The sequence below is a fragment of the Nocardioides sp. NPDC127514 genome (assembly GCF_040302125.1).
In the GTDB taxonomy this organism is placed as follows: Bacteria; Actinomycetota; Actinomycetes; order Propionibacteriales; family Nocardioidaceae; genus Nocardioides.
The window spans coordinates 103938-127529 of the sequence record NZ_JBEORF010000007.1 but is presented as its reverse complement, the minus strand read 5'-3'; the positions used below and the strand labels follow the sequence as shown (position 1 = coordinate 127529).

Below are 23592 nucleotides of genomic sequence, written 5' to 3'. Positions count from 1 at the left end.
CGGTCGTCGGAGAGGTCAGGGATGCGGACAGAGGTACGCCACGCGGCGCGCGCCACGATCGTGAGCGCGCTGGCTGGTGCTGTCCTGGTGGCCACGCTGGCGGGCTGCGGCAGCCAGGACGAGGGCGCGCTCCCGGGGCAGAAGGCGAGCCACGAGTCCGAGGTGACCCAGGATCTGTGCACTCGGCTGGCCGCCGAGTCGGTGACCCGCGCCTCTGTGGTGACCGGAGCCGGCGAGAAGGTCGTGGTGATCGGTGACTCCTGGGCCTCTGGCTTCGGGCTGGACGACCCCGGCCTGTCCTGGCCGCGCTACCTCGACGGCGAGGTGCGGGTCTCCGGCTTCGGCGGCACCGGCTACTCGCACGAGCTGATGGAGCGGTGCGGCCCGATCTCGTTCCCCGAGCGGGTCCCCGACGCGGTGGCGCAGGGGGCCGACCTGGTCGTGCTCGAGGGCGGCATCAACGACTCCAAGAGCGATCTCGACGACGTCGAGAAGGGCTTCCGGGCCACCCTGGACGAGCTGAAGGGCCACGAGGTGATCGTGCTCAGCGCGCCCAAGGTGAACTCCCGCGCCAAGGCCATCCGGGGCGTCAACAAGATGATGCGGCGGGTCTCGGCGGAGTACGGGGTGACGTACATCAACGTCTTCGACCTCGAGCTGCCGATGCTCGAGGACAACACCCACCTGACCGTGGCGGGCCACATGCAGTTCGGGGAGATCGTCGCCCGCCGGATCGCGGAGAGCCGATCGGAGACTGTCCCCGCCCACGGCTAAGGTTGCCCAAGTGACCGTCACCGAAACCGCATCCCCGACGCCCGTACGTGAAGCACTGGCGGATGCGGTCGCGACCCTCGGCGGGGCCACCCGCGAGGGTCAGGTGCTGATGGCCGACGCGGTCGCGCAGGCCTTGGCCGACGAGGAGCACCTGCTCGTCGAGGCCGGCACCGGCACCGGGAAGTCGCTGGCCTACCTGGTCCCGTCGCTGCTCCACGACAGCCGGGTCGTGATCGCCACCGCGACCCTGGCGCTGCAGCACCAGCTCGTCGAGCGTGACCTGCCGCGCCTGGTCAAGGCGATCGGCTCGCGCCCCGGCGTCGACGCGTCCTACGCCGTCCTCAAGGGCCGCTCCAACTACGCCTGCCTCCACCGGGTGCGCGAGGGCGCCCCCGACGACCAGGGCACCCTGGTCGACGTCCCGCTGGGCCCGATGGCCGAGAAGGTCCTCGAGCTGCGCAGCTGGGCCGAGAAGGAGGCGGAGAAGGGCGGCAGCGGCGAGCGCGACTCCGCGCCCCGCCACACCGACCGCGAGTGGCGCCAGGTCTCTGTCAACCACCGCGACTGCCTCGGCGCCGCCAAGTGCCCCTTCGGCGAGGAGTGCTTCGCTGAGGTCGCCCGCGACAAGGCCCAGAAGAGCCACCTGATCGTCACCAACCACTCCCTGCTCGCGATCGACGCGATCGAGGGCGTGCCGATGATCCCGGAGTACGACGCCGTGGTGATCGACGAGGCCCACGAGCTCGTCGCCCGAGTGACCCAGGCAGCGACCGACGAGCTGACCGCGGCGGAGGTGGAGCGGGCCGCCCGACGGGCCCAGAAGCACATCGAGGGCTCCGAGGCCGACGACCTCGCCGACGCCTCCGACGCGTTGCGGGCGGCGATCAACGAGACCTCGCCCGGCCGGCTGATCACGCTGCCCGAGGTCGTCTCGGACGCGCTCGTGCTGGTGCGCGACGCCGCTCGGTCCGCGCTCTCCGCGCTCCCGAAGCCGAAGGACTCCGAGGGCGCCGACCCCGGCTTCCAGCAGGCCAAGGGCGGCCTGCAGGAGGTCTTCACCACCGCCGAGCGGATGGCCGCCGCCTCCGAGCACGACGTGATCTGGCTCAACGAGGGCGGGGACCGGATCCCGCCGAGGCTCTGCGTCGCGCCGCTGCAGGTCTGGGCGCAGATGCGCGAGAAGCTGCTCACCGAGAAGACCGTCGTCTTCGCTTCGGCGACCCTCAAGCTCGGCGGCGACTTCGGCCCCGTGGCCGGATCCCTCGGGCTCAAGGCGGAGGAGCGCACCGAGGTGGGCGCCGGGGCGCAGCGTACCGATGACGTGCTGCCGTGGATCGGGCTCGATGTCGGCAGCCCGTTCGACTACGGCAAGCAGGGGATCCTCTACGTCGCCCGCCACCTGCCTCCTCCCGGACGCGATGGCATGGGCGCCAAGACCCTCGACGAGATCGTCGACCTGGTCGACGCCGCCGACGGGCGTACGCTCGGGCTCTTCTCCTCCCGGCGCGCCGCCGAGGCCGCCGCCGAGGTCGTGCGCCAGAAGCTGCCTCACCTGACCACGCTGGCCCAGGGCGACGCGCAGCTGCCCGAGCTCGCCGCGCAGTTCGTCGCCGACCCGCACACGGTGCTCTTCGGCACGCTGTCGCTGTGGCAGGGCCTCGACGTCCCCGGTGACACCTGCCAGCTCGTGATCATCGACCGGATTCCGTTCCCGCGGCCCGACGACCCGCTGATGTCAGCCCGGCAGCAGGCGGCGGACAAGGCCGGCGGCAACGGGTTCATGCAGGTCGCCGCCACCCATGCCGCGCTGCTGCTCGCACAGGGGGCCGGCCGGCTGATCCGCACCACCACCGACCGTGGCGTGGTGGCCGTCCTGGACGCCCGCCTGGCCACCGCCCGCTACGGCGGATTCCTCAAGGCCAGCCTGCCGCCGATGTGGGCCACGACCGACCCCGACGTCGTACGGAAGGCCCTCAAGCGCCTGTCGGAGATGGCCTCGTCCTGACCTCACATCACGCCGAGTCGGCTCGTTCTAACGAGCCGACTCGGCGTGATGTGAGGGGTCAGCGGTACGTCTTGGCCCACCAGCGGTGGGTGGCCTTGTCGGGGGTTGCGATGCCGTGGCACGAGAACGCGGTGCCCTGGCCGCAGTCGAAGTTGCTGCTCGCGTTGGCGAAGGTGACCTCGACCTTGCGGATCCGCTTCGAGGAGAAGCCCTCGATGGTCTTGGTGGCGATGCCCTTGCTGTTGGGCTTGAGGTAGTAGACGCCGCGGGTGCCGTCGGTGCGGAAGATGCTCACCACGGCGCCGTTGGCGTTGGGCCGGGCCACGTCGACCTTGACCCGCAGCTTCCAGCCCTTGCCGACGTTCTTCGGGACGAGGCGCTGGGAGGCGTAGGTCAGGTGCTTGAGGGTGAACTGGCCGTCGACGGTCTGGCGCTTGGCGGGCAGCGCAGTGCGGCCGTCGTAGACCGGCGGGTAGTAGAACCGGCCTTCGCTGTAGGTCTTCGAGGGGGCCAGGTTGGCGGCGGCGAAGCGGATGTACTGCTGCTTCAGCGTGGTGCCACGAGCGGCAAGCGCCTGCCGGATGGCGGTGGTCGAGTAGGTCGACGGCGCTCGGTTCCAGATCGAGAGGACGACCTCCGGCAGGGTCCCGCGCTCCTTGGCGAAGCGCTCGGACAGGTAGCGGAAGAAGATCCAGTTGCCGTAGATGCCGAGGTTGGAGGCGTAGGAGTTGTCCAGCGGCTTGCGCTGGTCCTCGAGCTGGCCGTAGCCCAGGTACTGGCGGTTGTCGTTGATGCTGTCGTAGACCTCGTCCTCGACCCAGGTCGCGGTCGACTCCATCATCCAGCGGTCCTCGCCGGCGTCGTAGGCGAACTGGACCGCGTGGAAGTACTCGTGGGCAGCGGTCACCCGGAGGTTCTCGGTGGGCGTGTTGACCGTGCCGTACTCGCTGGTGGCGTAGTCGTTGTCCATGACGCAGTAGGCCGTCGCGGCCGTCTTGGAGACCTTGGTCTCCGGCGCGCAGTAGCCGTAGTAGCCCTCGTCGTAGAGGTTCTCCAGGTAGATGTCGACCTTGCCCGGGGTGACCGACTTGTCGGCCGCGGGCTTGCGGTAGCCCGCCTGCACGTAGAGGTTGTGGACCTTCGTGACCACGTCGCGGACCTGGTTCGCGTACGTCGACGAGGCACGGTCGCCGCCCTTGCCCGGCGTGTAGTGGACGCAGACCGCGTCGCTGCAGGTCTGGGTGGCGGTGCGCGGGCGGGCGAGCAGCTCACGCGCGGCCGCCTTGTTCGAGCCGTCCAGGGCGTCCTTGGCGTTCCACAGGTCGGTCAGCGCGATGGTCGCGTCGGGCCGGCCGGCGACGTGCCGCCCGGGCACGACCTGACGAGCGCCGCGCACCGACTGGTTGCGCTTGACCTTCTTGGCCGCGGCGAGCGCCTCCCGGGCCGCCTTCTCCGTCACCGGCTGCTCGGCGCTGGTGTCACCGCCGGTCCTCACCGAGGTCGCCGGCGTCGAACCGGTTGCGGGCATGGTGGCGACGAATGTCGCGACGACCATGCCTGCGATCAGGACGAGGGATCGTTGTTTGCGGTTGATCCGGCGGGCAATGTTTCGCATGAGATACCAGACGTTCGGGAAGGCAGACCTGGGCAGTCTAAGCGCAGAGCGTCGCTGTGTCCGGGGGACACGGCCTAGACGGGCTCCGTGACGTGATGGAGCCTGTTGCTTCCGGTTGCGGTGGCGTACGACCTGGTCCAGGTGGCGGCGGTGTTGGAGTCCTTGCGCTCGCCGATGACGTACCAGTCCATCTGAGCCCGGTTGCGGGTCACGTCGAGCACGGAGTAGCCGTGGTCGTCGAAGTTGAGGTAGCGGACGTGGCGGTTGGCGGTCCTGATGATGTTCTCGACCGTGAGGCTGACCGTGCGGCGCGGCGCACCGAGGATGTCCTTGAGGTTGTTCGAGGTCACCGAGGTGGCCACGAACTCGACTCCGGCGGTCCTGCCGAGCGGGTAGACGGCGGAGTCGTACGGCAGGTCGCAGGCCCACGCCGAGTGGATGTCGCCGGTGACGAAGACGGTGTCGGTGATCGCGTTGTTGCGGATGTGCTCGAAGAGCTCGGTGCGGTCGGCGGTGTAGCCGTCCCACTGGTCCACGTTGTAGGCGATGCCGTTGTCGGGCAGCAGGCCGGTGACGTCGTTGACCGGGCTGATGAGGCTCTTGGGGAGCGCGCCGAACGTGACCGGCGCGATCATCACCGGGTTGCCGACGATCTTCCACTGGGCATCGGTGAGCAGGCCGTCCTTGAGCCAGGCGAGCTGCTCGTCGCCGGTGATCGTGCGGTCGGGGTCGTCGACGTCGGCGAGGTCGGTGCGGGCGACCTGCTGGGAGCGGTAGGAGCGCAGGTCGAGCATGCTCAGCTCGAGCAGGTTGCCGAAACGCAGCCGTCGGTAGATGCGGTCGTGGAGGTGGCCGTCGGTCTCCACCGTGGCCGTGCCGCCGACGCGCAGCGGCATCCACTCGTCATAGGCCTGGTTGGCGTTGGTCTTGCGGTCGATCCAGTCGTACTCGCCGGGCTCGTTGTTCTCAGCACCCAGCAGCCAGGCGTCGTTGGCCGACTCGTGGTCGTCCCAGGTGACGATCCAGGGCAGCCGGGCGTGGGCGGCGGCGAGGTCGACGTCGCGCTTGTACTGCGCGTGCCGGATCCGGTAGTCGGCCAGCGTGTGCATCTCGTGGGCCGGCTCGTGCGGCCGGACGTCCTCGTTGGCCATGCCGTAGCCGTACTCGCCGGGGGCGTACTCGTAGAGGTAGTCGCCCAGGTGGAGGATCGCGTGCAGGTCGTCGCGGGCGGCCAGGTGGCGGTAGGACGCGAACCAGCCGGCCTGCAGGTTGGAGCAGGAGACCACCCCGAAACGTACGTTCTCCGGGGTTGCGTCCGCGGCCGGAGCGGTGCGGGTGCGGCCGACCCGGCTGGTCTGGCCGTTGTAGGTGAAGCGGTAGAAATACCAGCTCTCCGGGGCCAGGCCGGAGACGTCGAGCTTCACGGTGTGGTCGCGGTCGGGGCCCGTCTGCTGGGATCCCTTCGCGGTGACGCGGCCGAAGTCGGCGGTGGGTGACACCTCCCAGCGGACCAGCACCTCCTCGCCCTGTCCGGACCCTGGAGTCGCGTCCGCGGTCGGCGTGACCCGGGTCCAGATGACCACGCGGTCCGGGAGCGGGTCACCGGAGGCGACACCGTGCTGGAAGTGGTTGAGCGTGCTGCCCGCGGCCTCGGCGGGCTCGGGAAGAGCGATGGCTCCGGCCCCTGCGGCGGTCGCCAGCCCGGCGGCGATGAGGGTACGGCGGTCGATCTGCGTCTGGGTCACGCTGTATGGAACGACGCAGCCGCCGGCCCTGTCATGGGCCGGCGGCTGGATTTCACGCAGTGTTCCCGGACTGGTTCCGGGAGGGCTCAGAGGCTTCGCAGAACCGCCGTCACCTTGCCGAGGATGGTCGCGTGGGTGCCGTCGATCGGCTCGTACGCCGCGTTGTGCGGCAGCAGCCAGACCTTGCCGTCCTTGCGGGAGAGCGTCTTGACCGTGGCCTCGCCGTCGATCAGCGCGGCCACGATCTCGCCGTTCTCGGCGGTCGGCTGCTGGCGCACGACCACGAAGTCGCCGTCGCAGATGGCCGCGTCGACCATCGAGTCACCGGAGACCGAGAGCAGGAAGAGGTCGCCGTTGCCGACCAGCTGCTTGGGCAGCGGGAAGACGTCCTCGATGCTCTGCTGGCTCGAGGTCTCCTCGGCCAGGATCGGGCCACCGGCCGCGATCCGTCCGACCAGGGGGACCATGGCGGCGTCGGGGTTGGGGTTGATGTCGGCCTCGGCGGTGATCGTCGACTCGGGCTCCTCGCCGGACATGGCCTTGCGGTGGGCCATCACCTCCGGGAGGAAGACCTCGAGAGCGCGCGGTCGCTTCGGGTCCTTGCGGATCAGACCACGCTGCTCCAGCGCACGGAGCTGGTGGGCGACGCTGCTGGTGCTGGTCAGCCCGACCGCGGCCCCGATCTCGCGCATGCTGGGCGGGTAGCCGCGCTGCTCGATGCTGTCGCGCAGGTGAGCGAGGATGCGCTGCTGACGCGGCGTGAGCCCGGTCGCGTCCGGCGGCCCGTCGGGCAGCTCGCGGACGCGGCTCTTCTTCGAACCGCCTGATCCGGTGCCTGTCTTCTGCGTGGTCATGTCATCACATTAGTCCCTCTGGCACCACGACATCAAACATTTGTTCGACCTCGCGGGCGGCGCGTGTCGGCGTTCGAAAATTCTTGGGGTCGCTACTTGCGTTGTTCGAACACGTGATCTACCTTCGAACATGTGCTCGATCGAACACGTGATCGAGAGACTTGTGATCAGGAGGCCGTGAGATGAGTGCAACCGTCTATGTGCTGCCCGTAGCCGAGCCGCCGCGTCCGGCGCCGGAGGTGCGTCGCTCGACCGTGCGGCTCACGCGTCGCGGCCGAGTCGTCGTGTTCGCATTCGCGCTCGTCGTGCTCTTCGGGATCGCGCTGATCGGGGCGCGGGTGGCGTTCGCGGTGGAGAACGGTGCCGACAAAAGCCCCTCCACCTCCGCCCACACGATGGTCGTCGGCGATGGCGACACGCTCTGGGACATCTCCTCGAAGGCCGTCGCCGGCACCGACTCCTCGATTCGGGAGATGGAGCAGAGGATCAAGGAGCTCAACGGTCTCGAGTCCTCGATGCTCGTGTCCGGACAGACGCTGATCGTTCCGACCGCGCCGTAGGCGGCGCCGCATAGATGTCCGGCTGCTCCTTCGAGACGACTGAGCGAGGTCGAGCGGCGAGCTTGCTCGTCCGCTCGCGCCGAGCGAGGGAGTCAGCCCGCGCAGCGGGCACCCTGGCGGCCGGCTACCGGGGAAAAGTGAGAGTGCTGCAGACGATGGGAAGCGTCTGCAGCACTCTCGCTGTGTCGGGTCAGTGGCGCCCGCGGTAGGGGCTGTCCGGCTCGGCCGGCGGCCACTGCTTGTTGCGTGTGCTGTGTCGCGGCGGCCACTCGTCGTCCGGCTCGGCCGTCGGTTCCTGGGGCTGGCGCTGGGTGGGCATCGCCTGGGTCGCGGCGGGGTCCTGGGTCAGGCGAGCCCGCGAGCCGGTCTGGCCGTAGCCGGTCGGGGTCTGGTAGGCGCCCGACTGATACTGAGGGGAGCCGGCCTGCTGGGTGGGGTAGCTGTCCGTGCCGTATCCCTGCGAGCCGTACCCCGAAGCGCTCTGCGGCGTCGACGTCGGTGTCGGCGGGCTGGAGTAGTAGGGCTGCGGGGCGGGCGGCGGGCTGGTCGGCGGCTGGTAGGACGGTGCACCGTAGGCGGCCCGGCTGCCGGTGTTGCCGTAGACCTGGTCGCTGCTGGGGTAGCCGTAGGGCGACTGGGAGCCGGTGTCGGTGTAGGCCGAGCGGTTGCTGGTGTCGCCGTAGGGCGGCTGGCTCCCGGTGTCGGAGCTGTGCCGGCCGTACGAACCGGTGTCGTCGTAGCCGTAGGAGCCGGTGCCGTAGTAGTCCTGCTCCGGGTAGGCCTGCTCAGGGTAGGCCTGGTCGGAGTAGGCCGGGGCCGAGTAGTCCTGCTCCTCGACGTAGGCGTTGGAGTGGCTACCGGCGTAGTCGTCGGCGGGTGGCGTGGTGGGGGAGCCGGAGAAGGCCCGCCAGGCCTTCCCGGCGAAGGTGAAGGTCAGGAAGAGGCAGGCGACTGCAACGACCGCCGCGATGGCGAGCTTCGCCCAGGCGCCGGAATCGCCTCCCCGTGCGTCGGCCCCGAAACCGACGGCGACCCACACGAGCACTCCCCAGATGACGAGGAAGGCCAGTGTCGCGATCGCAGGCAAGATGAAAGGTGGCCGGGGACCGCTTCTGGGGCGCGTGCCTCTCCGCGACCCGACGCGATTTCCTCCGGAGATGTTTGTCACGGGGGTCATTCTTACTCATCCAGGCCAGTCCGTCGCCGCTGAACCGGAATCTTTCGGTGTTTGACCGGCGACACGCCGGACACGCGGGTAAACACGGCGCTCGCTTGCATCGTCGTGGGGGCGGGCGTACGGTTACCACTACATCTAGTAGTTACACCGCTGTAGTTATCCACATCTAGTTCACATGAACAGGCGGATGGCCCACAGCGATGGGGGTGTTGTTCCACAGGGACTCACGCTCATATCCACAGGTTCCACAGGCTCGGGCCGCCAATGAGACGGCCTGGATCCACAGGTCTCACGAGAGGGGCTCGACCGTGCACTGTCCGTTCTGCCGACACAGCGACACCAAGGTGCTCGACTCCCGCGTGGCCGAGGACGGTGGCCAGATCAGGCGCCGCCGGGTCTGCCAGGAATGTGGGAAGCGGTTCACGACCGTCGAGCAGATGCAGCTGATGGTGGCCAAGCGCTCCGGCGCAGCGGAGCCGTTCAGCCGCGACAAGGCGGTGCACGGCGTACGCAAGGCGTGCAAGGGCAGGCCGGTCACCGAGGACCAGCTCGCCTGCCTCGGCCAGGAGGTCGAGCAGGCGCTGCGCAGCCAGGGGCTGGCCGAGGTTCCCAGCAACGAGGTGGGGCTGGCGATCCTCGCGCCGCTGCGGGAGCTCGACGAGGTGGCCTACCTGCGCTTCGCGAGCGTCTACCGGGCCTTCGGCTCGGTGGAGGACTTCGAGCGTGAGATCCAGATGCTGCGTACGGAACGGGAAGTCCAGGACTTCGAGGCAGAACATCCGGTCGAGGCCCCGGTGGGCTCCGACTAGGTCCCACGGGACACACAGACCGGCCCGGGCAGGCCGTGGGGAAGCGACCTGCTCGGGCCAATCAACGGCACAGCCAGCGGAAACAGATAGAACAGAGCAAGGACTCCACCATCAGCACCGACCAGCAGTACGGCACAGCGATCGATGACAACAGGGGGAACGAAATGACAGACACGGCAGCAGAGGCACAGGCATCGGCGAAGGCAGGCGCCGGGCTGAAGATCGAGCGGATCTTCAGCACCGAGGGCGTCCACCCCTACGACGAGATCACCTGGGAGCGTCGCGACGTCGTCCAGAAGAACTGGAAGACCGGCGAGACCGTCTTCGAGCAGACCGGAGTGGAGTTCCCCGACTTCTGGTCGATCAACGCCTCGACGATCGTGACGACCAAGTACTTCCGCGGCGCGCTCGGCACCGAGAAGCGTGAGCAGAGCCTGAAGCAGCTGATCGACCGGGTCGTGAACACCTACGTCGCCTCCGGCAAGGAGAACGGCTACTTCGCCTCCGACGACGACGCCGACCTCTTCGGTCGCGAGCTCACCTGGCTGCTGGTCAACCAGCACTTCGCCTTCAACTCGCCGGTCTGGTTCAACGTCGGCACCGAGTCCCCCCAGCAGGTCTCGGCCTGCTTCATCCTCTCGGTCGACGACTCCATGGACTCGATCCTGAACTGGTACAAGGAGGAGGGCCTGATCTTCAAGGGCGGCTCCGGTGCCGGTCTCAACCTCTCCCGCATCCGCTCCTCCAAGGAGCTGCTGAAGTCCTCCGGCGGCACCGCGTCGGGCCCGGTCTCCTTCATGCGCGGCGCCGACGCGTCCGCGGGCACCATCAAGTCCGGCGGCGCCACCCGCCGCGCGGCGAAGATGGTCGTGCTCGACGTCGACCACCCCGACATCGAGGAGTTCGTCGAGACGAAGGCGCGCGAGGAGGACAAGATCCGCGCGCTGCGCGACGCCGGCTTCGACATGGACCTGGGCGGCAAGGACATCTCGTCCGTGCAGTACCAGAACGCCAACAACTCCGTGCGCGTCTCCGACGAGTTCATGCGCGCCGTCGAGGAGGGCAAGAAGTTCGGCCTCCGGGCGCGTACGACCGGTGAGGTGATCGAGGAGATCGACGCCCGCGAGCTGTTCCGCAAGATCTCGATCGCGGCGTGGGAGTGTGCCGACCCGGGTCTGCAGTACGACGACACGATCAACGACTGGCACACCAACCCGGAGACGGGCCGGATCACCGGCTCCAACCCGTGCTCGGAGTACATGTCGCTGGACAACTCCTCCTGCAACCTGGCGTCGCTGAACCTGCTGAAGTTCCTCAAGGACGACGACACCTTCGACGCCCTGCGCTTCCAGCAGGCCTGCGAGGTCGTCTTCACCGCGATGGACATCTCCATCTGCTTCGCCGACTTCCCGACCGAGGCGATCGGCGAGACCACCCGCGACTACCGCCAGCTCGGCATCGGCTACGCCAACCTCGGCGCGCTGCTGATGGCGATGGGTCTGGGCTACGACAGCGAGGGTGGCCGCACGATGGCCGCCGCCATCACCTCGCTGATGACCGGTGCCGGCTACAAGCGCTCGGCCGAGCTGGCCGGTGTCGTCGGCCCGTACGCCGGTTACGCCCGCAACGCCGAGGCCCACCAGCGGGTCATGCGCAAGCACCAGGCCGCCAACGACGCGGTCCGCTCGATCAACCCGGTCGACCGCAACATCATCGACGCGGCGACCCGCGTGTGGAACGACGTCGTCGAGATCGGCAAGGTCAACGGCTTCCGCAACGCCCAGGCCTCGCTGCTCGCCCCGACCGGCACCATCGGCTTCATGATGGACTGCGACACCACCGGCATCGAGCCCGACTTCTCGCTGGTCAAGTTCAAGAAGCTCGTCGGTGGCGGCTCGATGCAGATCGTCAACCAGGTGATCCCGCGCGCGCTGAAGAAGATGGGCTACCAGCCCGAGCAGATCGAGGCGATCGTCGCCTACATCGCCGAGCACGGCCACGTCATCGACGCCCCCGGCCTGCGCCAGGAGCACTACGAGGTCTTCGACACCGCGATGGGCAAGCGCGCCCTGCAGCCGATGGGCCACGTACGCATGATGGCGGCGACCCAGCCGTTCCTCTCCGGCGCGATCTCCAAGACCGTCAACCTGCCCGAGACCGCCACGGTCGAGGAGATCGAGCAGGTCTACATGGAGTCGTGGAAGCTGGGCCTGAAGGCCACCGCGATCTACCGCGACAACTGCAAGGTCGGCCAGCCGCTGGCCGACGGCAAGTCGGAGGGCGCCAAGAAGGACCAGGGTCTCTCCACCGCTGCCGCTGCGGAGGCCGCGGCCGCCGAGGTCGAGCCCGAGGTCGTCGAGAAGATCATCGAGAAGATCGTCTACGCGCCGACCCGCAAGCGCCTGCCGAAGTCCCGCGTCTCGCGCACCACCTCCTTCACGGTCGGTGGCGCCGAGGGCTACATGACCTCCGGTGCCCACGCCGACGGCGAGCTCGGTGAGGTCTTCCTCAAGCTCGGCAAGCAGGGCTCGACCCTCGCCGGTGTCATGGACGCCTTCTCCATCGCGGTCTCCGTCGGCCTCCAGTACGGCGTGCCCCTGGAGACCTACGTCTCCAAGTTCACCAACCTGAAGTTCGAGCCCGCCGGTCTGACCGACGACCCGGACGTACGCATGGCGCAGTCGCTCATGGACTACGTCTTCCGCCGCCTGGCGCTGGACTACATGTCCTTCGAGGACCGCTCCGCTCTCGGCATCTACTCCGCCGACGAGCGTCAGCGCTACCTCGAGACCGGCTCCTACGAGCAGCTCGGCAACGGCACCACCGCCGCCGAGCTGGTCCAGAAGCCGGCGCCGGAGCGCAAGGCTGCTCCTGTCGCCGAGCCGGTCGAGGCCGAGGTCGAGGAGGAGACCGAGGCCGAGGTCGTCGAGGAGGCGCCGAAGGCCACCGCCCACACCACCGCCGAGCTGCTCGAGTCGATCAGCGGCATGGCCATCGACAGCCCGCTCTGCTTCACCTGCGGCACCAAGATGCGCCCCGCCGGCTCCTGCTACGTCTGCGAGGGCTGCGGCTCGACCTCTGGTTGCAGCTGAGCCTGAAGGCTGAATGAGTCCGGTCCCGCACCTGAGGAAGGGTGCGGGACCGGGTTCGTTTTATGGGTGGGCGTGAACGACGAGCACGACAGCAGGCGCCATGTCGCCGAACACGCTCGTCAGCCTATGGTCTCTGGATGACAAGCGGTGTCTCGTACGACGGGAACGACTTCTACTGTGACGTCGCCATTCCACACCCCGACCGTCTCGACGTGGTGCACAACAGCGCCAGGGTGCTGGCGTTCCACCACACGCGGCCGTTCTGGGCGGTCCATGTCGTGGTGGTGCCTAAACGTCATATCGGGTCGCTCACGACTGTGAGCGACGAGGATGAGATCGATGTACGTGAGCTGTTCGGTGTCGTCCAAGCAGTGGCCAGAGACGTGGAGGTCGAGCATGGCGCCGCGGCCGTGCTCACCAATCTAGGTGCCTACCAGGACTCCAAGCACCTGCATGTGCGTCCATAGCGGCGGGCGCCGAGATTGACCCGTGCTGGTGCAGTAGTTGCGCGACTCTGGCGGCCATTCGGCAATGAGTTTCGAACACCTGGTGCCGGCGAAGGCGGGCGGTGAGCCTGCCGCCCAGCGCCAGGTCGTCGAGGTCGCGGTCGGCGTCGCGGCCCAGCGTTGCTCGGAACGATAGGTGCAGGCGCCGACAGTTTCGTGAGCTCTGTCGATGCCCAGCGGTCAGTGGCCGAGGATGCGGCTCAGCCAGGTGCCGTTGGGGTCCTTGGGGTCGGCGGTGTGGCCGGGGCACCACTGGCCGGCGGGTACGGAGGCCTTGACGGTGGCGACGTGGCGGCCGCAGCCGGCCCAGGTGGTCTTCTTGCACTTCTTGCAGCGGACGGGGCGACACATGGTTCGGTTCCTGCTTCTGTGGTTCTGGTCGGGGCTCAGGCGGGAGGTTCGCCGGCGTCGAGGGCGTCGACGAACTCGCAGAACGCGTCGAAGGCTCGCGCGCCGTGGATGGTGGCGGGACCGCCGTGCATGAGGAAGGTGACGCCGATCGCCTCGGCTGCCTCCTGGGGGCTCGCGCCGGCGCGAGCGGCGCCCTGTCCGTGGGAGGCGGTGCAGCCGTCGCAGCCCTCGACCACGCCGATCGCGAAGGCGATCAGCTCCTTGGTCTTACGGTCGAGCGCACCGTCGGCGAAGGCCGCCTTGGAGAGCCCGCCCCAGCCCTTGTAGACGTCGGGGATCGCGCGGCGTAGCTCCTGGTGGAGCGGCCCCAGGTCACGCAGGACGCTCTTGCCGTGAGGTGAGCTGTGGTCGGTCGTGGTGGTCATGATGGCTCCTTTCGGCGTGGTCGAGGGACTGTCTCTCCTCGGCAGGCATAACCCCCCGGGGGGTTACGTTGACGACGGTAGCATAACCCCCCGGGGGGTTATAGAATCACTGAAGACGAAGGAGAACCGATGACCAGCTTCACCCTGAGCGCCACCATCCCCGCGTCGTACGCGGAGACCTTGGCGCGCGTGCGAGACCTCCTCGGCGACGCCGGATTCGGCGTCCTCACCGAGATCGACCTGGCCGCCACCCTGCACGCCAAGCTCGGTGTCGACATCCCGCAGCAGGTGATTCTCGGAGCCTGCAGGCCCCAGCTCGCACATCGCGCGCTCGAGGCCGACCCGCGGATCGCGACGATGCTGCCGTGCAACGTCGTGGTGGCGGCCGAGGGGGAGGAGACCCGGGTGGAGATCTTCGATCCGGCTGCGATGACCTCGTTCAGCTCGGACGTCGGCGTCGCCGAGGTCGCGGCGGACGCGCGCCAGCGCCTCACCGGCATGTTGGAAGCACTCACCGAAGAGAAGAAGGACGACCATGCAGCTCGAGCCTGACGAGATCAAGGCCATCATCACCCGACTCAAGAAGGCCAACGGACACCTCGCGTCCGTGATCCGGATGCTCGAGGAGGGTTCGGAGTGTGAAGACGCCCTGACCCAGCTCGCGGCGGTCAACAAGGCGGTCAGCCGAGGCGGCTATGCGCTTGTCGCCACCGGGCTGGAGAAGTGCCTCGCCGAGGGTGGGCGCGACAGCGTCGACACCAAGAAGATGGAGAAGCTCTTCCTCGCTCTTGCCTGAACGGCGGGCCGATCACTGTCCACAGGCGAGTTCCGGGACAGGGTTATCCACAGGCCGGTGATAGGCGCTGGCGGGGCCTCGGGATCCGAGGTCTGCTGGGGTCATGCCCAAACGAAAGAAGCGTGAGAACTCACCTCGTCCGCCGAACCGGCCCGGGGATCCGCGGCGGCGGTCGTTCGCGGAGAAGGTCATCGACAGTCCCTATTGGCCGGCGATGTTCGCGGTGAACGACGCCGAGGCCCGCGGGGATGTGAAGTCGGCCCTGGAGATCATCCACACGACTAGCGATCAGCTCGACAAGGAGCAGTTCTGGCATCCGTCGCGCCTCGAGCGGCTGGAACAGCTGCGGCTGCTCGCGGCGCTCATGCCGAGGTGGGCGCATTCGCGCTGGATCGTCGCACAGGCGATGCAGAGCACCAACGCGCGCAACCAGTGGCGGATGTCGAAGGCGATCCGTGTCGCTCTGGACGTCCGTGGCGGCCCCGACCCAGGACGTGACCGGGAGGACGACCGGATCCAGATCTTGGATCGCGACTGGGTCTACCGGCAGACCTTCCTCTACGAGCTCGGCGGGCTCGAGGCGTTCTTGCGCCACAACGCGTCCGGCGACCTGATCGCCGGTGCCGACCGGATCTGGGAATGGGTGCGGGCGCCGATGCGTGGCCTACGGCTGCTGGGACGCGAGCCGCGACACCTGCTCTGGGAGGATCCGAGGACCGGAGAGCAGCTGACCACGATCAACATCGGTGCCGGGCTGCTCGTCGACGACGGCGAGTGCGTGATCGGCCGGATCGTGCCCATCGACGACGGCCTGATGTTCGAGACCGCGCCGCTGCGGGTGCCTGAGGAGGTGGCGTACGCGGTGGCGGACGAGCCGGAGCGGTGGATCGACGCGCTGCGTGACAGGACCGGCAGGCCGGGTCACGAGCCGGGGGAGATCTGGACCCACCGCGGGCTGCGCGACTATGGCTTGCTCACCGACATTCCGTACGGACTGGTCAATCTCGCCATGGACGCGGGTCTGCATGCGTTCAGGAATCCGGATGACGATGGGTTGGTCGAGCTCGACGAGCTGTTCAACCGTCCGGCCGACTATCCCGCCTGCCTGGCCGCGTGGCTGGTGCGACCGGAGACGATCGCGGCGCTCTCTGCGGGCGTGCCGCTGGAGGGTCTTTCCGCGCTCGGCGGGTTTGCGGAGTTCGTCCACGAGCCGGCCGCGAGCCTGATCCGCGACCTGGCCGACCACCACGAGGAGGCTGCCTGACATTCCGCGAGGTCCCTCGCCCGGCCTGGAGTTTGGCTTAGTTTGATTCCAGTCGAGACCGTGGGGGTCGCAATGGCAGCACCGCAGGCGACGTCGGACGCCGAGCCTCAGCTGAGCCGGCGCAGGATCAATCTCATCTTCGGCACCGTGCTCCTCGGCATGCTGCTCGCGGCGCTCGACCAGACGATCGTGTCGACAGCTCTACCGACGATCGTGGCCGACGTCGGAGGTGCCGGACACCTGTCCTGGGTGGTGTCGTCCTACCTCCTGGCCGAGACGGTGGCGACCGTGCTGGCCGGAAAGTTCGGTGACCTCTTCGGTCGCAAACTGATGCTGCAGGTGTCCGCCGGGCTCTTCATCCTCGCCTCGGCCGCGTGCGGGTTCGCGACCGACATGGCCTGGCTGATCGGCGCCCGCGCCGTGCAGGGCATCGGGGCCGGTGGCCTGATGGTGACCGCGACGGCGCTGATCGGCGACATCATCCCGCTGCGCGACCGCGGGAAGTACCAGGGCGCCCTCGGCGCGGTCTTCGGTGCCACCACCGTCCTCGGGCCGCTCCTCGGCGGTCTCTTCACCGACCACCTCTCCTGGCGCTGGGCGTTCTACATCAACCTGCCGCTCGGCATCGCCGTGATCGCGATCGCCAGCCTGACGCTGCCGCAGATCGCCCGCGGCAAGCGACCCTCGATCGACTACCTCGGCATCCTCTTCGTCGGCCTCGGCGCCTCGATGCTGACGCTGGCCGTCAGCTGGGGCGGGACGGAGTACGCCTGGGACTCGGCGACCATCATCGGCCTGTTCATCGGCTCGGCCGTCGCGTTCGCGATCTTCGTCTGGGTGGAGTCGCGGGCGGTCTCTCCGATCCTGCCGTTGCGGCTGTTCCGGGACCGGGTGTTCACGGTCAGCGTCGTGCTCTCGTTCATCGTCGGCTTCGCGATGCTCGGCGCGATGACTTACCTGCCCACCTACATGCAGTACGTCCACGGCGTCTCCGCGACGTCGTCCGGGATCCGCACCCTGCCGATGGTCATCGGTCTGCTGGTGACATCGACAGTGGCGGGTTCGATCGTGGGCCGGACGGGCCGCTACAAGATCTTCCCGGTCGCCGGTGCGCTGATCATGTCGCTGGGCCTCTATCTGCTCTCGACCATGGACGCTGACACCAGCACGCTGATGATGTCGCTGTACCTGCTGATCATGGGCATGGGTGTCGGCCTGAGCATGCAGATCCTGACGATCATCGTGCAGAACACCGCGGCCTACGAGGACCTCGGCGTCGCGACCTCGGGCGTGACGTTCTTCCGGACGATGGGCAGCTCGTTCGGCGCCTCGATCATGGGCACCGTCTACGCCAACCAGCTCGCCGACCGGCTCCCCGCCGCCCTCGCCACGGCCGGAGTCTCCCCGAACGACGTCGCGACCCCCGCCCTGCTGCACACGCTGCCCGACGCCCAGAGCGCGCCGATCATCGGTGCCTACGCGGAGACGCTGCAGGTCGTCTTCCTCGCCGCGGTCCCTGTCGCCGGACTCGCGTTCCTGGTCGCGCTCTTCCTCAAGGAGGTGCCTCTTCGCGGCACCTCGAGGGCAGCAGCGACCGACACGGGCGACGGCTTCGCGATGCCCAACTCCTCCGACAGTGCGATGCGCCTCGATGCCGCCGTCGCCCAGCTCGTCCGCCGGCAACCGCCGGAGACCTTCACCATGCTCCGGGAGTCGGCGGTCGACCTCGACGCGGCGACCGCGTGGTGCGTACGCCAGATCGGGATCCGCGAGTGGGTCGGTGGCGAGACTTCGCTGGTCGCGATCGGCCACCGCCTCGGGATGCCGGGCGCGGTACTGGCGCCGGCGTTCGCCTCCGCCGCGGCGCAGGGCTACCTCTACGGCGACGAGACGGCGTACGCCCTGACGGAGGCGGGCAAGGAGGAGCTCGCCAAGCTGGTCGCTGCGTTCAAGCAGTGGCTGGTCACCGAGCTCGCCGACTGGGGTGCCGACGACGCCAAGCTCGACGAGGCGCTCGCCCTGCTCTCCCGCAGGATCGTCGAGGGTGAGCAGGACGTGCGCAGCCCGGCCGAGGCAGCCCTATAGGGCTTTTTACTTTCGTCATGTTTGAAATCGGCGAAAGCGGGTAGGACGAAGGCATGAGTGACGACGACATGCACGTCAATCCCGACGATCTCAGGTCCATCAAGAGCACGCTCGACACCGCCGGCGGCGACCTCTTCAAGCAGGCCAAGCCGCTGCAGAAGACACCTGACGTGGGCGAGTCGTCCTCGGAGGTCGCGACCGCGCTGGCGTCGCTGGCGGCGGCCGTCGGCGGGATGGCAGAAGGCCTCGGGTCACTCAGCGACGGCGTACAGAACGCTCTCGACCACGCGACCACGACCGATGACGCGTCCGGCGACGCGGGTCGGCGTCATGAGCAGAGGGTGAGGGGCAACTGATGCCTGAGGCGATGGACACGAAGGTCTACGGCGACGCGTCGGCGGCGCAGACCGCGGCGGATGCGTGTACGACCGCCAAGGACGCGGTCGGTGACGCGCTCGACGATCTCGGCAAGGCGATCAAGACCGCCGGTTCCTGGAAGGGCCAGGCGGGCGCCGCGTTCGAGTCCAAGGCGGAGAAGCGCAAGAGCGACCTGCGCCAGCTCGAGTCGCGCATCGAGGCCATGGGCAAGGGTCTCTCGACCTTCTCGGGCGACCTCAAGGCGGTCGAGACCAAGATGTCGACGATCCGCACCGAAGCCAGCGGCGCTGGGCTCACGGTCAGCGGCACCATGATCTCGCCGCCGACCGACCCGGGCGAGGACGCCTCCGAGGGCGACGTCAACGCCCACAACACCAAGGTCGAGAAGTGGAACGACCTGGTCAGCCGGGTCGAGACGGCTCGCAAGGACGAGGACAACGCCCACGAGGACCTCGGCAAGGCGATCTCGAAGTCGACCGGCGACGGCTGGATCGAGGACCGCCTCGAGGACCTGGGCCTGCTGCCGAAGGACTTCTCCGACGGCATGCAGATCGGTGCGTACGCTCTGGGGCTGGCCGGTCTGGGTGCCGGTGCCGGCGTCGACTGGATGGTGAAGAGCCGTTACGGCACGTTCCAGCCGCGGGTGAACGGCCGGTTCGCCAGCCCGTCGAGCCTGACGAAGCTGGAGCGCGCCGCGAAGGTACTCAGCGACAAGAACTGGCACGCGAAGGCCAACAAGGCAGCCGTACGCGGTAAGTGGCTGACCGCGGGCAAGTGGGCGACCCGGGCCGGCTGGGTGGTCACGGCCGGCACCTCGGCGTGGGAGCAGTGGCAGAAGGACGCCGACGACCCGTCGCTGTCGACGACGGAGCGGGTGAGCCGTACGGTGAGCACCTCCGCGATCACGACCGCGGGCGCCGCGGGTGGAGCCTGGGCGGGTGCTCAGGCCGGTGCCGCGATCGGCAGCATCTTCCCCGGCCCGGGCACGGTCATCGGCGGTGTCGTCGGGGGCGTGATCGGTGGTGCCATCGGCTCCGGGCTGGCCGGCAAGGCCGCCGACTTCGTGGTCGACGAGGCCGGTGAGCTCGGTGAGGCCGTGGTCGACGGGGTCAGCGACTTCGCGGAGGGCGCCGGCGAGGTAGCCTCCGATGTCGGCGACGCCATCACCTTCTGGGACTAGGACCGCAATGATCTGGGCCGCACTCATCCTCGCCGCCGGCGTCATCGGCGCCGGGGTCAGCATCTGGCAGCATCTCGGGCTCTCCGCTCGTGCCCGTTCCTGGGCGACCGCGTGGAACCGGGGCGGTGTGGGCGAGGACGTCGTACTCATCCATCTGCCCTGCATCTCCGCGCTGGCCATCACCGGCTCGACGGCGTTCGGGCTGGTGCCCGAGCAGACCGCGGCATGGACGATCATCGGTGGGCTCTTCCTGCTCACCTGCCTCGTCTATCCGCTGCTGGTCATCGTGCCCACCCCGTCGTTCATCAAGCCGAAGTGGTATCGCGAGTCGCGCCCGAAGAAGAAGCGCACCGCAGGAAAGAAGTGACCATGTCCGATCAGATGACGATGACGCTCCCGGAAGGCTGGGAGAGCGTCGAGCCACCCGAGGGCGTACGTTTCCTGGCGCTCGCGCCCGCGAGCGGGACCTTCCGCGCCAATCTCACGGTGACCGCCCAGACCAACGGCGACCTGGGGTTCCGCGACTGGCAGGTCGGCTCCGAGATGGCGTTCACCGAGATGATGCCGGGCTACACGCCGATCGACCTCGAGCGCCTCACGATCGCCGGGCAGGAGGCGGGGCGGCGACTGGCGATGTACGACGGGCCGGGCGGCTCAGCGCTGACCATGGAGCAGTGGTTCGTGGCGATCGACGGAGTCGGCCACACCCTGACCGCCACCGTGCCGACCAGCGACTATGCCACCTGGGCCGCCCAGATCGACGCCGCCGCCGCGACCTGGAGCCCGGCATGAGCGCCGCCGCGACGGAGGTGGTCTGGGTCCTCGCCGGTCCGGGCGGACGCCTCGAGCACCGCGCCGCGGTCGACCTCACGGGCATCCACCTCGAGCTCGGCGTCGACGGCACGCGTACGCAGCCCCTCGACCTCCCGCGAGGCCACCTCGTCCCGAGCCTGGTGCGCACGCTGAAGATCCGCCCGGTCAAGGGCGCGGCCGGGTCCATGCGCCCGTTCCCGACTGCCCGGATGGCCGAGCTGTTGGGCGAGGACCAGGACGCTCGCGACGAGGTCCTGGACGAGCTCGGTGCCCGCACCGCCTGGTCGATCACGGTCGGGCCGTGGCAGCTCGCCGGCATCAACGGCCCCGACGGCCTCCATCTCGCGCTGGAGGACAGGCTCACCCCGATGACGAACACCGGCTTCTACCGGATGCTCTGCCAGCAGCTCGGCGACTACTGATCCCGGCGGAGGGTGAGCGTCGCGAAGTCGGCCCCGAGGATGCCGAAGGCGTCGACGAGGAGCCCGGCGACCAGCGCTGCCTCGGCCCGGGGAACGGTGCGCCAGTAGTGCGGCACGCCCGGTGCCGGGGCGATCGGGTCGGTCTCGTCGGGGGTGAGCCAGCCGGCCGCGCGGAGCGCCTCGTGCTGCTCGGCGGAGGCCTCCCAGGTGCCGCCGATGTGCTGCGTACCCGTGAACTCCGCGTAGAGGACCGAGTCCACGCACAGCACCTGTCCCCAGCGAGATGCCGAGGCGGACCGTGACGCCTTCGACCTGAGCCGGGCGAAGAGGCCCGTCGGTTCCGGCGCCGGCGGCGAGGGCTCAGCGATGATCACGAACTCCTGCTGCCCGAGGCCGGCGAGCTCGGCGGTGATCCGTTCCTGCCACTGCGTTGCGTCCACCGGTCCATCCAACCAGGGTCGGCGAGCAGCGTTACCGGCGCGTTCACACACCAGGGGTTGTCACGCGATCGTGGCACTGGTTGCATCTGAGCACCCCCTTCCCCCACGATCAAGGGACCCCCACATGACTCTCGGGAAACGACTCACACGCAAGCTCGCCCTTGCGCTCCCGCTCGCCGCCCTCCTCTCCCTCGTGCCGGCGGCGGCCTGGGCCGCCCCGCCGCCGGCGTTGCCGGCCTCGGCCCCGGAGGGCGACCGCACCTGGCAGCCGGCCCTCGACTTCGACACCGACGGCTGTTACAGCACCCCGGCGATCGGCCCGGACGGCACGCTCAACGGCGGTCTGGCGATGGGCGGCACGGTCAACGGCCAGTGCCGCGATCTCTCCGACCTGCAGAACACCAACGTCTACTCCCGCTCGAAGTGCAACAACGGCTGGTGTGCGTACCTCTACGGCTACTACTTCGAGAAGGACCAGGTCTCCTGGGGGCCCGGCTCGGCCGGCCACCGGCACGACTGGGAGCACATCATCGTGTGGGTGCAGGACGGTCACGCGCGGTTCATGTCCGTCTCCCAGCACTCCGGCTACCAGATCAAGCCCGAGTCGGAGCTGCAGTTCGAGGGCGGTACGCACCCCAAGGCCGTCTATCACAAGGACGGCGGCAGCACCCACTGCTTCCGCTTCCCCAAGACCGGCGGCGGAGACGAGCCGCCCGAGAACCACGAGGGCGTCTGGCAGGTCAAGGGCCTGGTCGGCTGGGACAACTACCCCGCCGGCATCCGTGACCGCCTCGTTTCAGCCGACTTCGGCGCCGCCACCTTCAAGCTCACCGACGCCCGCTTCGGCAACGCGCTGGCGGGCGGGAAGCCGGCCGCGGTCACTCTGGATCCGTACGCCTGACCCACGGTCACACCAGAGCGTGAGGCGCCTCCGTCGCGCGCCCCTGGAAGGCGAGGATGGCGGGGTTGAGCACGCGGCCGTCGCGGATCTCGATCGCTCGGCGCAGCGTCTCGACGGCGTCCCACGCGGTCGGTCCCTCGAGCACCGGGCGCAGGAACGGGATCAACGCGTTGCTGTTCTCCCAGGTCGCCGAGTTCCACAGGTACGACGGACTGTGGTCGACCGCGTAGTAGAGGACGTTGTCGCCGACCAGGAAGGCCGGGTCGTCGAAGGTGGTGGGCCGGGCCCAGGTGAAGCCCATGCCCAGGTCGCAGGAGACGTCGACGATGACACTGCCGGGGCGGAAGGCGGAGAGGTCCTCCTCCTCGAGGAAGACCAGTGGGTTGGCCGTGTCCTGGAGGGTGCAGTTGACGACGATGTCGTTCTCCGCGAGGTACGGCGCCAGCGGCTCGCGCCCCCGCTCGGTGATCACGTGGCTGACGTGCTTGCCGTCCGGCTCGTGGTCGAACTGCCGGATCAGCACCGAGTGGATCGGTGAGCCGACCGCGGCCACCTCTCGGTTGGTGAGCACCGCGACCTCGTGCACACCGTGCGCGTTGAGGGCGGTCACGGCGCCACGTGCGGTGGCCCCGAAACCGATGACCACCGCGCTGAGCCGGCGACCGTAGTCGCCGGTCAACCCGGCCAGCTCGAGCGCTTGTAGGACAGAGCAGTAGCCGGCCATCTCGTTGTTCTTGTGGAACACGTGCAGGCCGACCGCACCGTCGCGGGTCCAGTGGTTCATCGCCTCGAAGGCGATCAGGGTCAGGCGCCGGTCGATGGCGACCTGGGTCAACTCCGGGTCCTGTACGCAGTGTGGCCAGCCCCAGAGCGTCTGCCCCGGGCTCAGCGCCTCGACGTCCTCGAGCTGCGGCTTGGGGAGAAGCACGACGTCGGAGTCGGCCAGGATCTGCTCGCGTGACGCGAACCCGGCGACGTACGTCCCGAGAGCCTCGTCGCTGACCCCGAACCGGGTGCCATAGCCGTCCTCGAGCGTGATCCTGGACCGGATGTCAGGGTCCAGGTTCGGGATGTGCTCGGGGTGGAGCGGCAGCCGGTGCTCGTTCTCCTTGGCCGACGAGCCGATGACCCCGAGCCCTAGGCGCATCACTTCTTCTTCGGCGGGTGGATCTTGTCGGCAAGGGTCTCCGTGGACCCCGAGCTGCGCTTCTCGGCGCGCTTCGCCTTGATGGATTTCCCGGACTTCTTGGACATCTTCTGCCGCGGCGACTTGTCGCTCATGGGGATCTCTCTGATGGGAAGCCTGAATGGCTCCATCCTGCGACAGTACGCCCTTGCTGGTCGGAAGCCGGCCGGGGTCTCCTCGCCCCGTGCGCCTGAGCCGGCCGGCCTCCACTTCT

The 23592-nt window shown here is 68.7% G+C and carries 25 protein-coding genes; 16 read left to right on the top strand and 9 right to left on the bottom strand.

Annotation, left to right across the window (positions count from 1 at the left end; all coding sequences use genetic code 11):
• Window positions 1–21 precede the first annotated feature (21 nt).
• Together ABTX24_RS07545 and ABTX24_RS07540 are read left to right on the top strand one after the other, a co-directional pair.
• A complete protein-coding gene (locus ABTX24_RS07545) occupies window positions 22–774 on the top strand; it encodes an SGNH/GDSL hydrolase family protein (protein ID WP_160025428.1) in 753 nt (250 codons plus the stop codon).
• A gap of 10 nt (window positions 775–784) precedes the next feature.
• Window positions 785–2779: an ATP-dependent DNA helicase gene (locus tag ABTX24_RS07540; RefSeq protein WP_160025427.1), complete on the top strand. Its 1995-nt coding sequence runs from the start codon at window positions 785–787 to the stop codon at window positions 2777–2779.
• 58 nt (window positions 2780–2837) lie between these two features.
• On the opposite strand, the gene ABTX24_RS07535 is transcribed toward ABTX24_RS07540, so the two are convergent.
• The 3 genes from ABTX24_RS07535 to lexA form a co-directional block, all read right to left on the bottom strand.
• Window positions 2838–4394, bottom strand: a complete 1557-nt coding sequence (locus ABTX24_RS07535; protein WP_350838547.1) for an MXAN_6640 family putative metalloprotease — start codon at window positions 4392–4394, stop codon at window positions 2838–2840.
• 74 nt (window positions 4395–4468) lie between these two features.
• Window positions 4469–6139: an alkaline phosphatase D family protein gene (locus ABTX24_RS07530; RefSeq protein ID WP_350838545.1), complete on the bottom strand. Its 1671-nt coding sequence runs from the start codon at window positions 6137–6139 to the stop codon at window positions 4469–4471.
• An 86-nt stretch (window positions 6140–6225) separates the two neighbouring features.
• A complete protein-coding gene (gene lexA, locus ABTX24_RS07525) occupies window positions 6226–6993 on the bottom strand; it encodes a transcriptional repressor LexA (protein WP_160025424.1) in 768 nt (255 codons plus the stop codon).
• Window positions 6994–7175: 182 nt separating this feature from the next.
• Between lexA and ABTX24_RS07520 the strand changes: the two genes are divergently transcribed.
• On the top strand, window positions 7176–7553 hold the full coding sequence (locus tag ABTX24_RS07520) for a LysM peptidoglycan-binding domain-containing protein (protein WP_160025423.1): 378 nt from the start codon (window positions 7176–7178) through the stop codon (window positions 7551–7553).
• A gap of 190 nt (window positions 7554–7743) precedes the next feature.
• Here the strand turns inward: ABTX24_RS07520 and ABTX24_RS07515 are convergent, their stop codons facing one another.
• Window positions 7744–8640, bottom strand: coding sequence for a hypothetical protein (locus ABTX24_RS07515; protein ID WP_350838543.1), 897 nt, complete (start codon window positions 8638–8640; stop codon window positions 7744–7746).
• A 398-nt stretch (window positions 8641–9038) separates the two neighbouring features.
• Between ABTX24_RS07515 and nrdR the strand changes: the two genes are divergently transcribed.
• The 3 genes from nrdR to ABTX24_RS07500 all read left to right on the top strand — a co-directional run bounded on the left by nrdR (window position 9039) and on the right by ABTX24_RS07500 (window position 13098).
• Window positions 9039–9539, top strand: coding sequence for a transcriptional regulator NrdR (gene nrdR / locus ABTX24_RS07510; protein WP_160025421.1), 501 nt, complete (start codon window positions 9039–9041; stop codon window positions 9537–9539).
• Window positions 9540–9703: 164 nt separating this feature from the next.
• Window positions 9704–12631 (top strand): vitamin B12-dependent ribonucleotide reductase, encoded by a 2928-nt coding sequence (locus ABTX24_RS07505; protein WP_350838541.1) that lies wholly within the window; start codon window positions 9704–9706, stop codon window positions 12629–12631.
• A gap of 137 nt (window positions 12632–12768) precedes the next feature.
• Window positions 12769–13098 (top strand): HIT domain-containing protein, encoded by a 330-nt coding sequence (locus tag ABTX24_RS07500; protein ID WP_350838539.1) that lies wholly within the window; start codon window positions 12769–12771, stop codon window positions 13096–13098.
• A gap of 219 nt (window positions 13099–13317) precedes the next feature.
• Here the strand turns inward: ABTX24_RS07500 and ABTX24_RS07495 are convergent, their stop codons facing one another.
• Together ABTX24_RS07495 and ABTX24_RS07490 are read right to left on the bottom strand one after the other, a co-directional pair.
• Entirely contained in the window at window positions 13318–13488 is a 171-nt protein-coding gene (locus ABTX24_RS07495) for a DUF8730 family Cys-rich protein (RefSeq protein WP_350838537.1), read from the bottom strand.
• A gap of 35 nt (window positions 13489–13523) precedes the next feature.
• Window positions 13524–13913: a carboxymuconolactone decarboxylase family protein gene (locus ABTX24_RS07490; RefSeq protein WP_350838535.1), complete on the bottom strand. Its 390-nt coding sequence runs from the start codon at window positions 13911–13913 to the stop codon at window positions 13524–13526.
• A gap of 129 nt (window positions 13914–14042) precedes the next feature.
• Between ABTX24_RS07490 and ABTX24_RS07485 the strand changes: the two genes are divergently transcribed.
• The 9 genes from ABTX24_RS07485 (at window position 14043) to ABTX24_RS07445 (ending at window position 20851) form a co-directional block, all read left to right on the top strand.
• Entirely contained in the window at window positions 14043–14465 is a 423-nt protein-coding gene (locus tag ABTX24_RS07485) for a DUF302 domain-containing protein (RefSeq protein WP_350838533.1), read from the top strand.
• Window positions 14449–14709 (top strand): metal-sensitive transcriptional regulator, encoded by a 261-nt coding sequence (locus ABTX24_RS07480; RefSeq protein WP_091051628.1) that lies wholly within the window; start codon window positions 14449–14451, stop codon window positions 14707–14709. The genes ABTX24_RS07485 and ABTX24_RS07480 overlap by 17 nt, the downstream gene beginning before the upstream one ends.
• Before the next feature lie 103 nt (window positions 14710–14812).
• Window positions 14813–15973, top strand: a complete 1161-nt coding sequence (locus ABTX24_RS07475) for a hypothetical protein (RefSeq protein WP_350838531.1) — start codon at window positions 14813–14815, stop codon at window positions 15971–15973.
• A gap of 72 nt (window positions 15974–16045) precedes the next feature.
• Window positions 16046–18058 (top strand): MDR family MFS transporter, encoded by a 2013-nt coding sequence (locus ABTX24_RS07470; RefSeq protein ID WP_350838529.1) that lies wholly within the window; start codon window positions 16046–16048, stop codon window positions 18056–18058.
• A gap of 53 nt (window positions 18059–18111) precedes the next feature.
• A complete protein-coding gene (locus tag ABTX24_RS07465; protein WP_160025414.1) occupies window positions 18112–18414 on the top strand; it encodes a hypothetical protein in 303 nt (100 codons plus the stop codon).
• A complete protein-coding gene (locus tag ABTX24_RS07460; RefSeq protein ID WP_350716524.1) occupies window positions 18414–19616 on the top strand; it encodes a WXG100 family type VII secretion target in 1203 nt (400 codons plus the stop codon). The genes ABTX24_RS07465 and ABTX24_RS07460 overlap by 1 nt, the downstream gene beginning before the upstream one ends.
• Window positions 19617–19623: 7 nt before the next feature.
• Window positions 19624–19983, top strand: coding sequence for a hypothetical protein (locus ABTX24_RS07455; RefSeq protein ID WP_350663671.1), 360 nt, complete (start codon window positions 19624–19626; stop codon window positions 19981–19983).
• A gap of 2 nt (window positions 19984–19985) precedes the next feature.
• A complete protein-coding gene (locus ABTX24_RS07450; RefSeq protein WP_350838527.1) occupies window positions 19986–20408 on the top strand; it encodes a hypothetical protein in 423 nt (140 codons plus the stop codon).
• Window positions 20405–20851 carry a hypothetical protein gene (locus ABTX24_RS07445; RefSeq protein ID WP_350838525.1) on the top strand — a complete coding sequence of 149 codons (447 nt, stop codon included), beginning with the start codon at window positions 20405–20407 and terminating at the stop codon, window positions 20849–20851. Before ABTX24_RS07450 ends, ABTX24_RS07445 begins: the two co-directional genes overlap by 4 nt.
• On the opposite strand, the gene ABTX24_RS07440 is transcribed toward ABTX24_RS07445, so the two are convergent.
• Window positions 20845–21291 (bottom strand): TY-Chap domain-containing protein, encoded by a 447-nt coding sequence (locus ABTX24_RS07440; protein ID WP_350838523.1) that lies wholly within the window; start codon window positions 21289–21291, stop codon window positions 20845–20847. The two genes, ABTX24_RS07445 and ABTX24_RS07440, sit on opposite strands and share 7 nt — an antisense overlap.
• Window positions 21292–21415: 124 nt before the next feature.
• On the opposite strand from ABTX24_RS07440, the gene ABTX24_RS07435 reads away from it, so the two are divergent.
• Window positions 21416–22192 carry an NPP1 family protein gene (locus ABTX24_RS07435; protein WP_350838521.1) on the top strand — a complete coding sequence of 259 codons (777 nt, stop codon included), beginning with the start codon at window positions 21416–21418 and terminating at the stop codon, window positions 22190–22192.
• Between the two features lie 7 nt (window positions 22193–22199).
• Here ABTX24_RS07435 and ABTX24_RS07430 read toward each other — a convergent pair whose 3' ends face one another.
• Window positions 22200–23339, bottom strand: a complete 1140-nt coding sequence (locus ABTX24_RS07430) for a N(5)-(carboxyethyl)ornithine synthase (RefSeq protein WP_350838519.1) — start codon at window positions 23337–23339, stop codon at window positions 22200–22202.
• A complete protein-coding gene (locus ABTX24_RS07425) occupies window positions 23339–23473 on the bottom strand; it encodes a hypothetical protein (RefSeq protein WP_256206805.1) in 135 nt (44 codons plus the stop codon). Before ABTX24_RS07425 ends, ABTX24_RS07430 begins: the two co-directional genes overlap by 1 nt.
• Window positions 23474–23592 lie beyond the last annotated feature (119 nt).

What these genes read in the sequence shown, in the direction of transcription:
- ABTX24_RS07545 (WP_160025428.1), top strand. Translation starts at nt 22, where the DNA reads ATGCGGACAGAGGTACGCCACGCGGCGCGCGCCACGATCGTGAGCGCG.
- ABTX24_RS07535 (WP_350838547.1), bottom strand. Translation starts at nt 4,394, where the DNA reads ATGCGAAACATTGCCCGCCGGATCAACCGCAAACAACGATCCCTCGTC.
- lexA (WP_160025424.1), bottom strand. Translation starts at nt 6,993, where the DNA reads ATGACCACGCAGAAGACAGGCACCGGATCAGGCGGTTCGAAGAAGAGC.
- ABTX24_RS07520 (WP_160025423.1), top strand. Translation starts at nt 7,176, where the DNA reads ATGAGTGCAACCGTCTATGTGCTGCCCGTAGCCGAGCCGCCGCGTCCG.
- ABTX24_RS07505 (WP_350838541.1), top strand. Translation starts at nt 9,704, where the DNA reads ATGACAGACACGGCAGCAGAGGCACAGGCATCGGCGAAGGCAGGCGCC.
- ABTX24_RS07500 (WP_350838539.1), top strand. Translation starts at nt 12,769, where the DNA reads ATGACAAGCGGTGTCTCGTACGACGGGAACGACTTCTACTGTGACGTC.
- ABTX24_RS07495 (WP_350838537.1), bottom strand. Translation starts at nt 13,488, where the DNA reads ATGTGTCGCCCCGTCCGCTGCAAGAAGTGCAAGAAGACCACCTGGGCC.
- ABTX24_RS07490 (WP_350838535.1), bottom strand. Translation starts at nt 13,913, where the DNA reads ATGACCACCACGACCGACCACAGCTCACCTCACGGCAAGAGCGTCCTG.
- ABTX24_RS07485 (WP_350838533.1), top strand. Translation starts at nt 14,043, where the DNA reads ATGACCAGCTTCACCCTGAGCGCCACCATCCCCGCGTCGTACGCGGAG.
- ABTX24_RS07480 (WP_091051628.1), top strand. Translation starts at nt 14,449, where the DNA reads ATGCAGCTCGAGCCTGACGAGATCAAGGCCATCATCACCCGACTCAAG.
- ABTX24_RS07475 (WP_350838531.1), top strand. Translation starts at nt 14,813, where the DNA reads ATGCCCAAACGAAAGAAGCGTGAGAACTCACCTCGTCCGCCGAACCGG.
- ABTX24_RS07470 (WP_350838529.1), top strand. Translation starts at nt 16,046, where the DNA reads ATGGCAGCACCGCAGGCGACGTCGGACGCCGAGCCTCAGCTGAGCCGG.
- ABTX24_RS07465 (WP_160025414.1), top strand. Translation starts at nt 18,112, where the DNA reads ATGAGTGACGACGACATGCACGTCAATCCCGACGATCTCAGGTCCATC.
- ABTX24_RS07460 (WP_350716524.1), top strand. Translation starts at nt 18,414, where the DNA reads ATGCCTGAGGCGATGGACACGAAGGTCTACGGCGACGCGTCGGCGGCG.
- ABTX24_RS07455 (WP_350663671.1), top strand. Translation starts at nt 19,624, where the DNA reads ATGATCTGGGCCGCACTCATCCTCGCCGCCGGCGTCATCGGCGCCGGG.
- ABTX24_RS07450 (WP_350838527.1), top strand. Translation starts at nt 19,986, where the DNA reads ATGTCCGATCAGATGACGATGACGCTCCCGGAAGGCTGGGAGAGCGTC.
- ABTX24_RS07445 (WP_350838525.1), top strand. Translation starts at nt 20,405, where the DNA reads ATGAGCGCCGCCGCGACGGAGGTGGTCTGGGTCCTCGCCGGTCCGGGC.
- ABTX24_RS07435 (WP_350838521.1), top strand. Translation starts at nt 21,416, where the DNA reads ATGACTCTCGGGAAACGACTCACACGCAAGCTCGCCCTTGCGCTCCCG.
- ABTX24_RS07430 (WP_350838519.1), bottom strand. Translation starts at nt 23,339, where the DNA reads ATGCGCCTAGGGCTCGGGGTCATCGGCTCGTCGGCCAAGGAGAACGAG.
- ABTX24_RS07425 (WP_256206805.1), bottom strand. Translation starts at nt 23,473, where the DNA reads ATGAGCGACAAGTCGCCGCGGCAGAAGATGTCCAAGAAGTCCGGGAAA.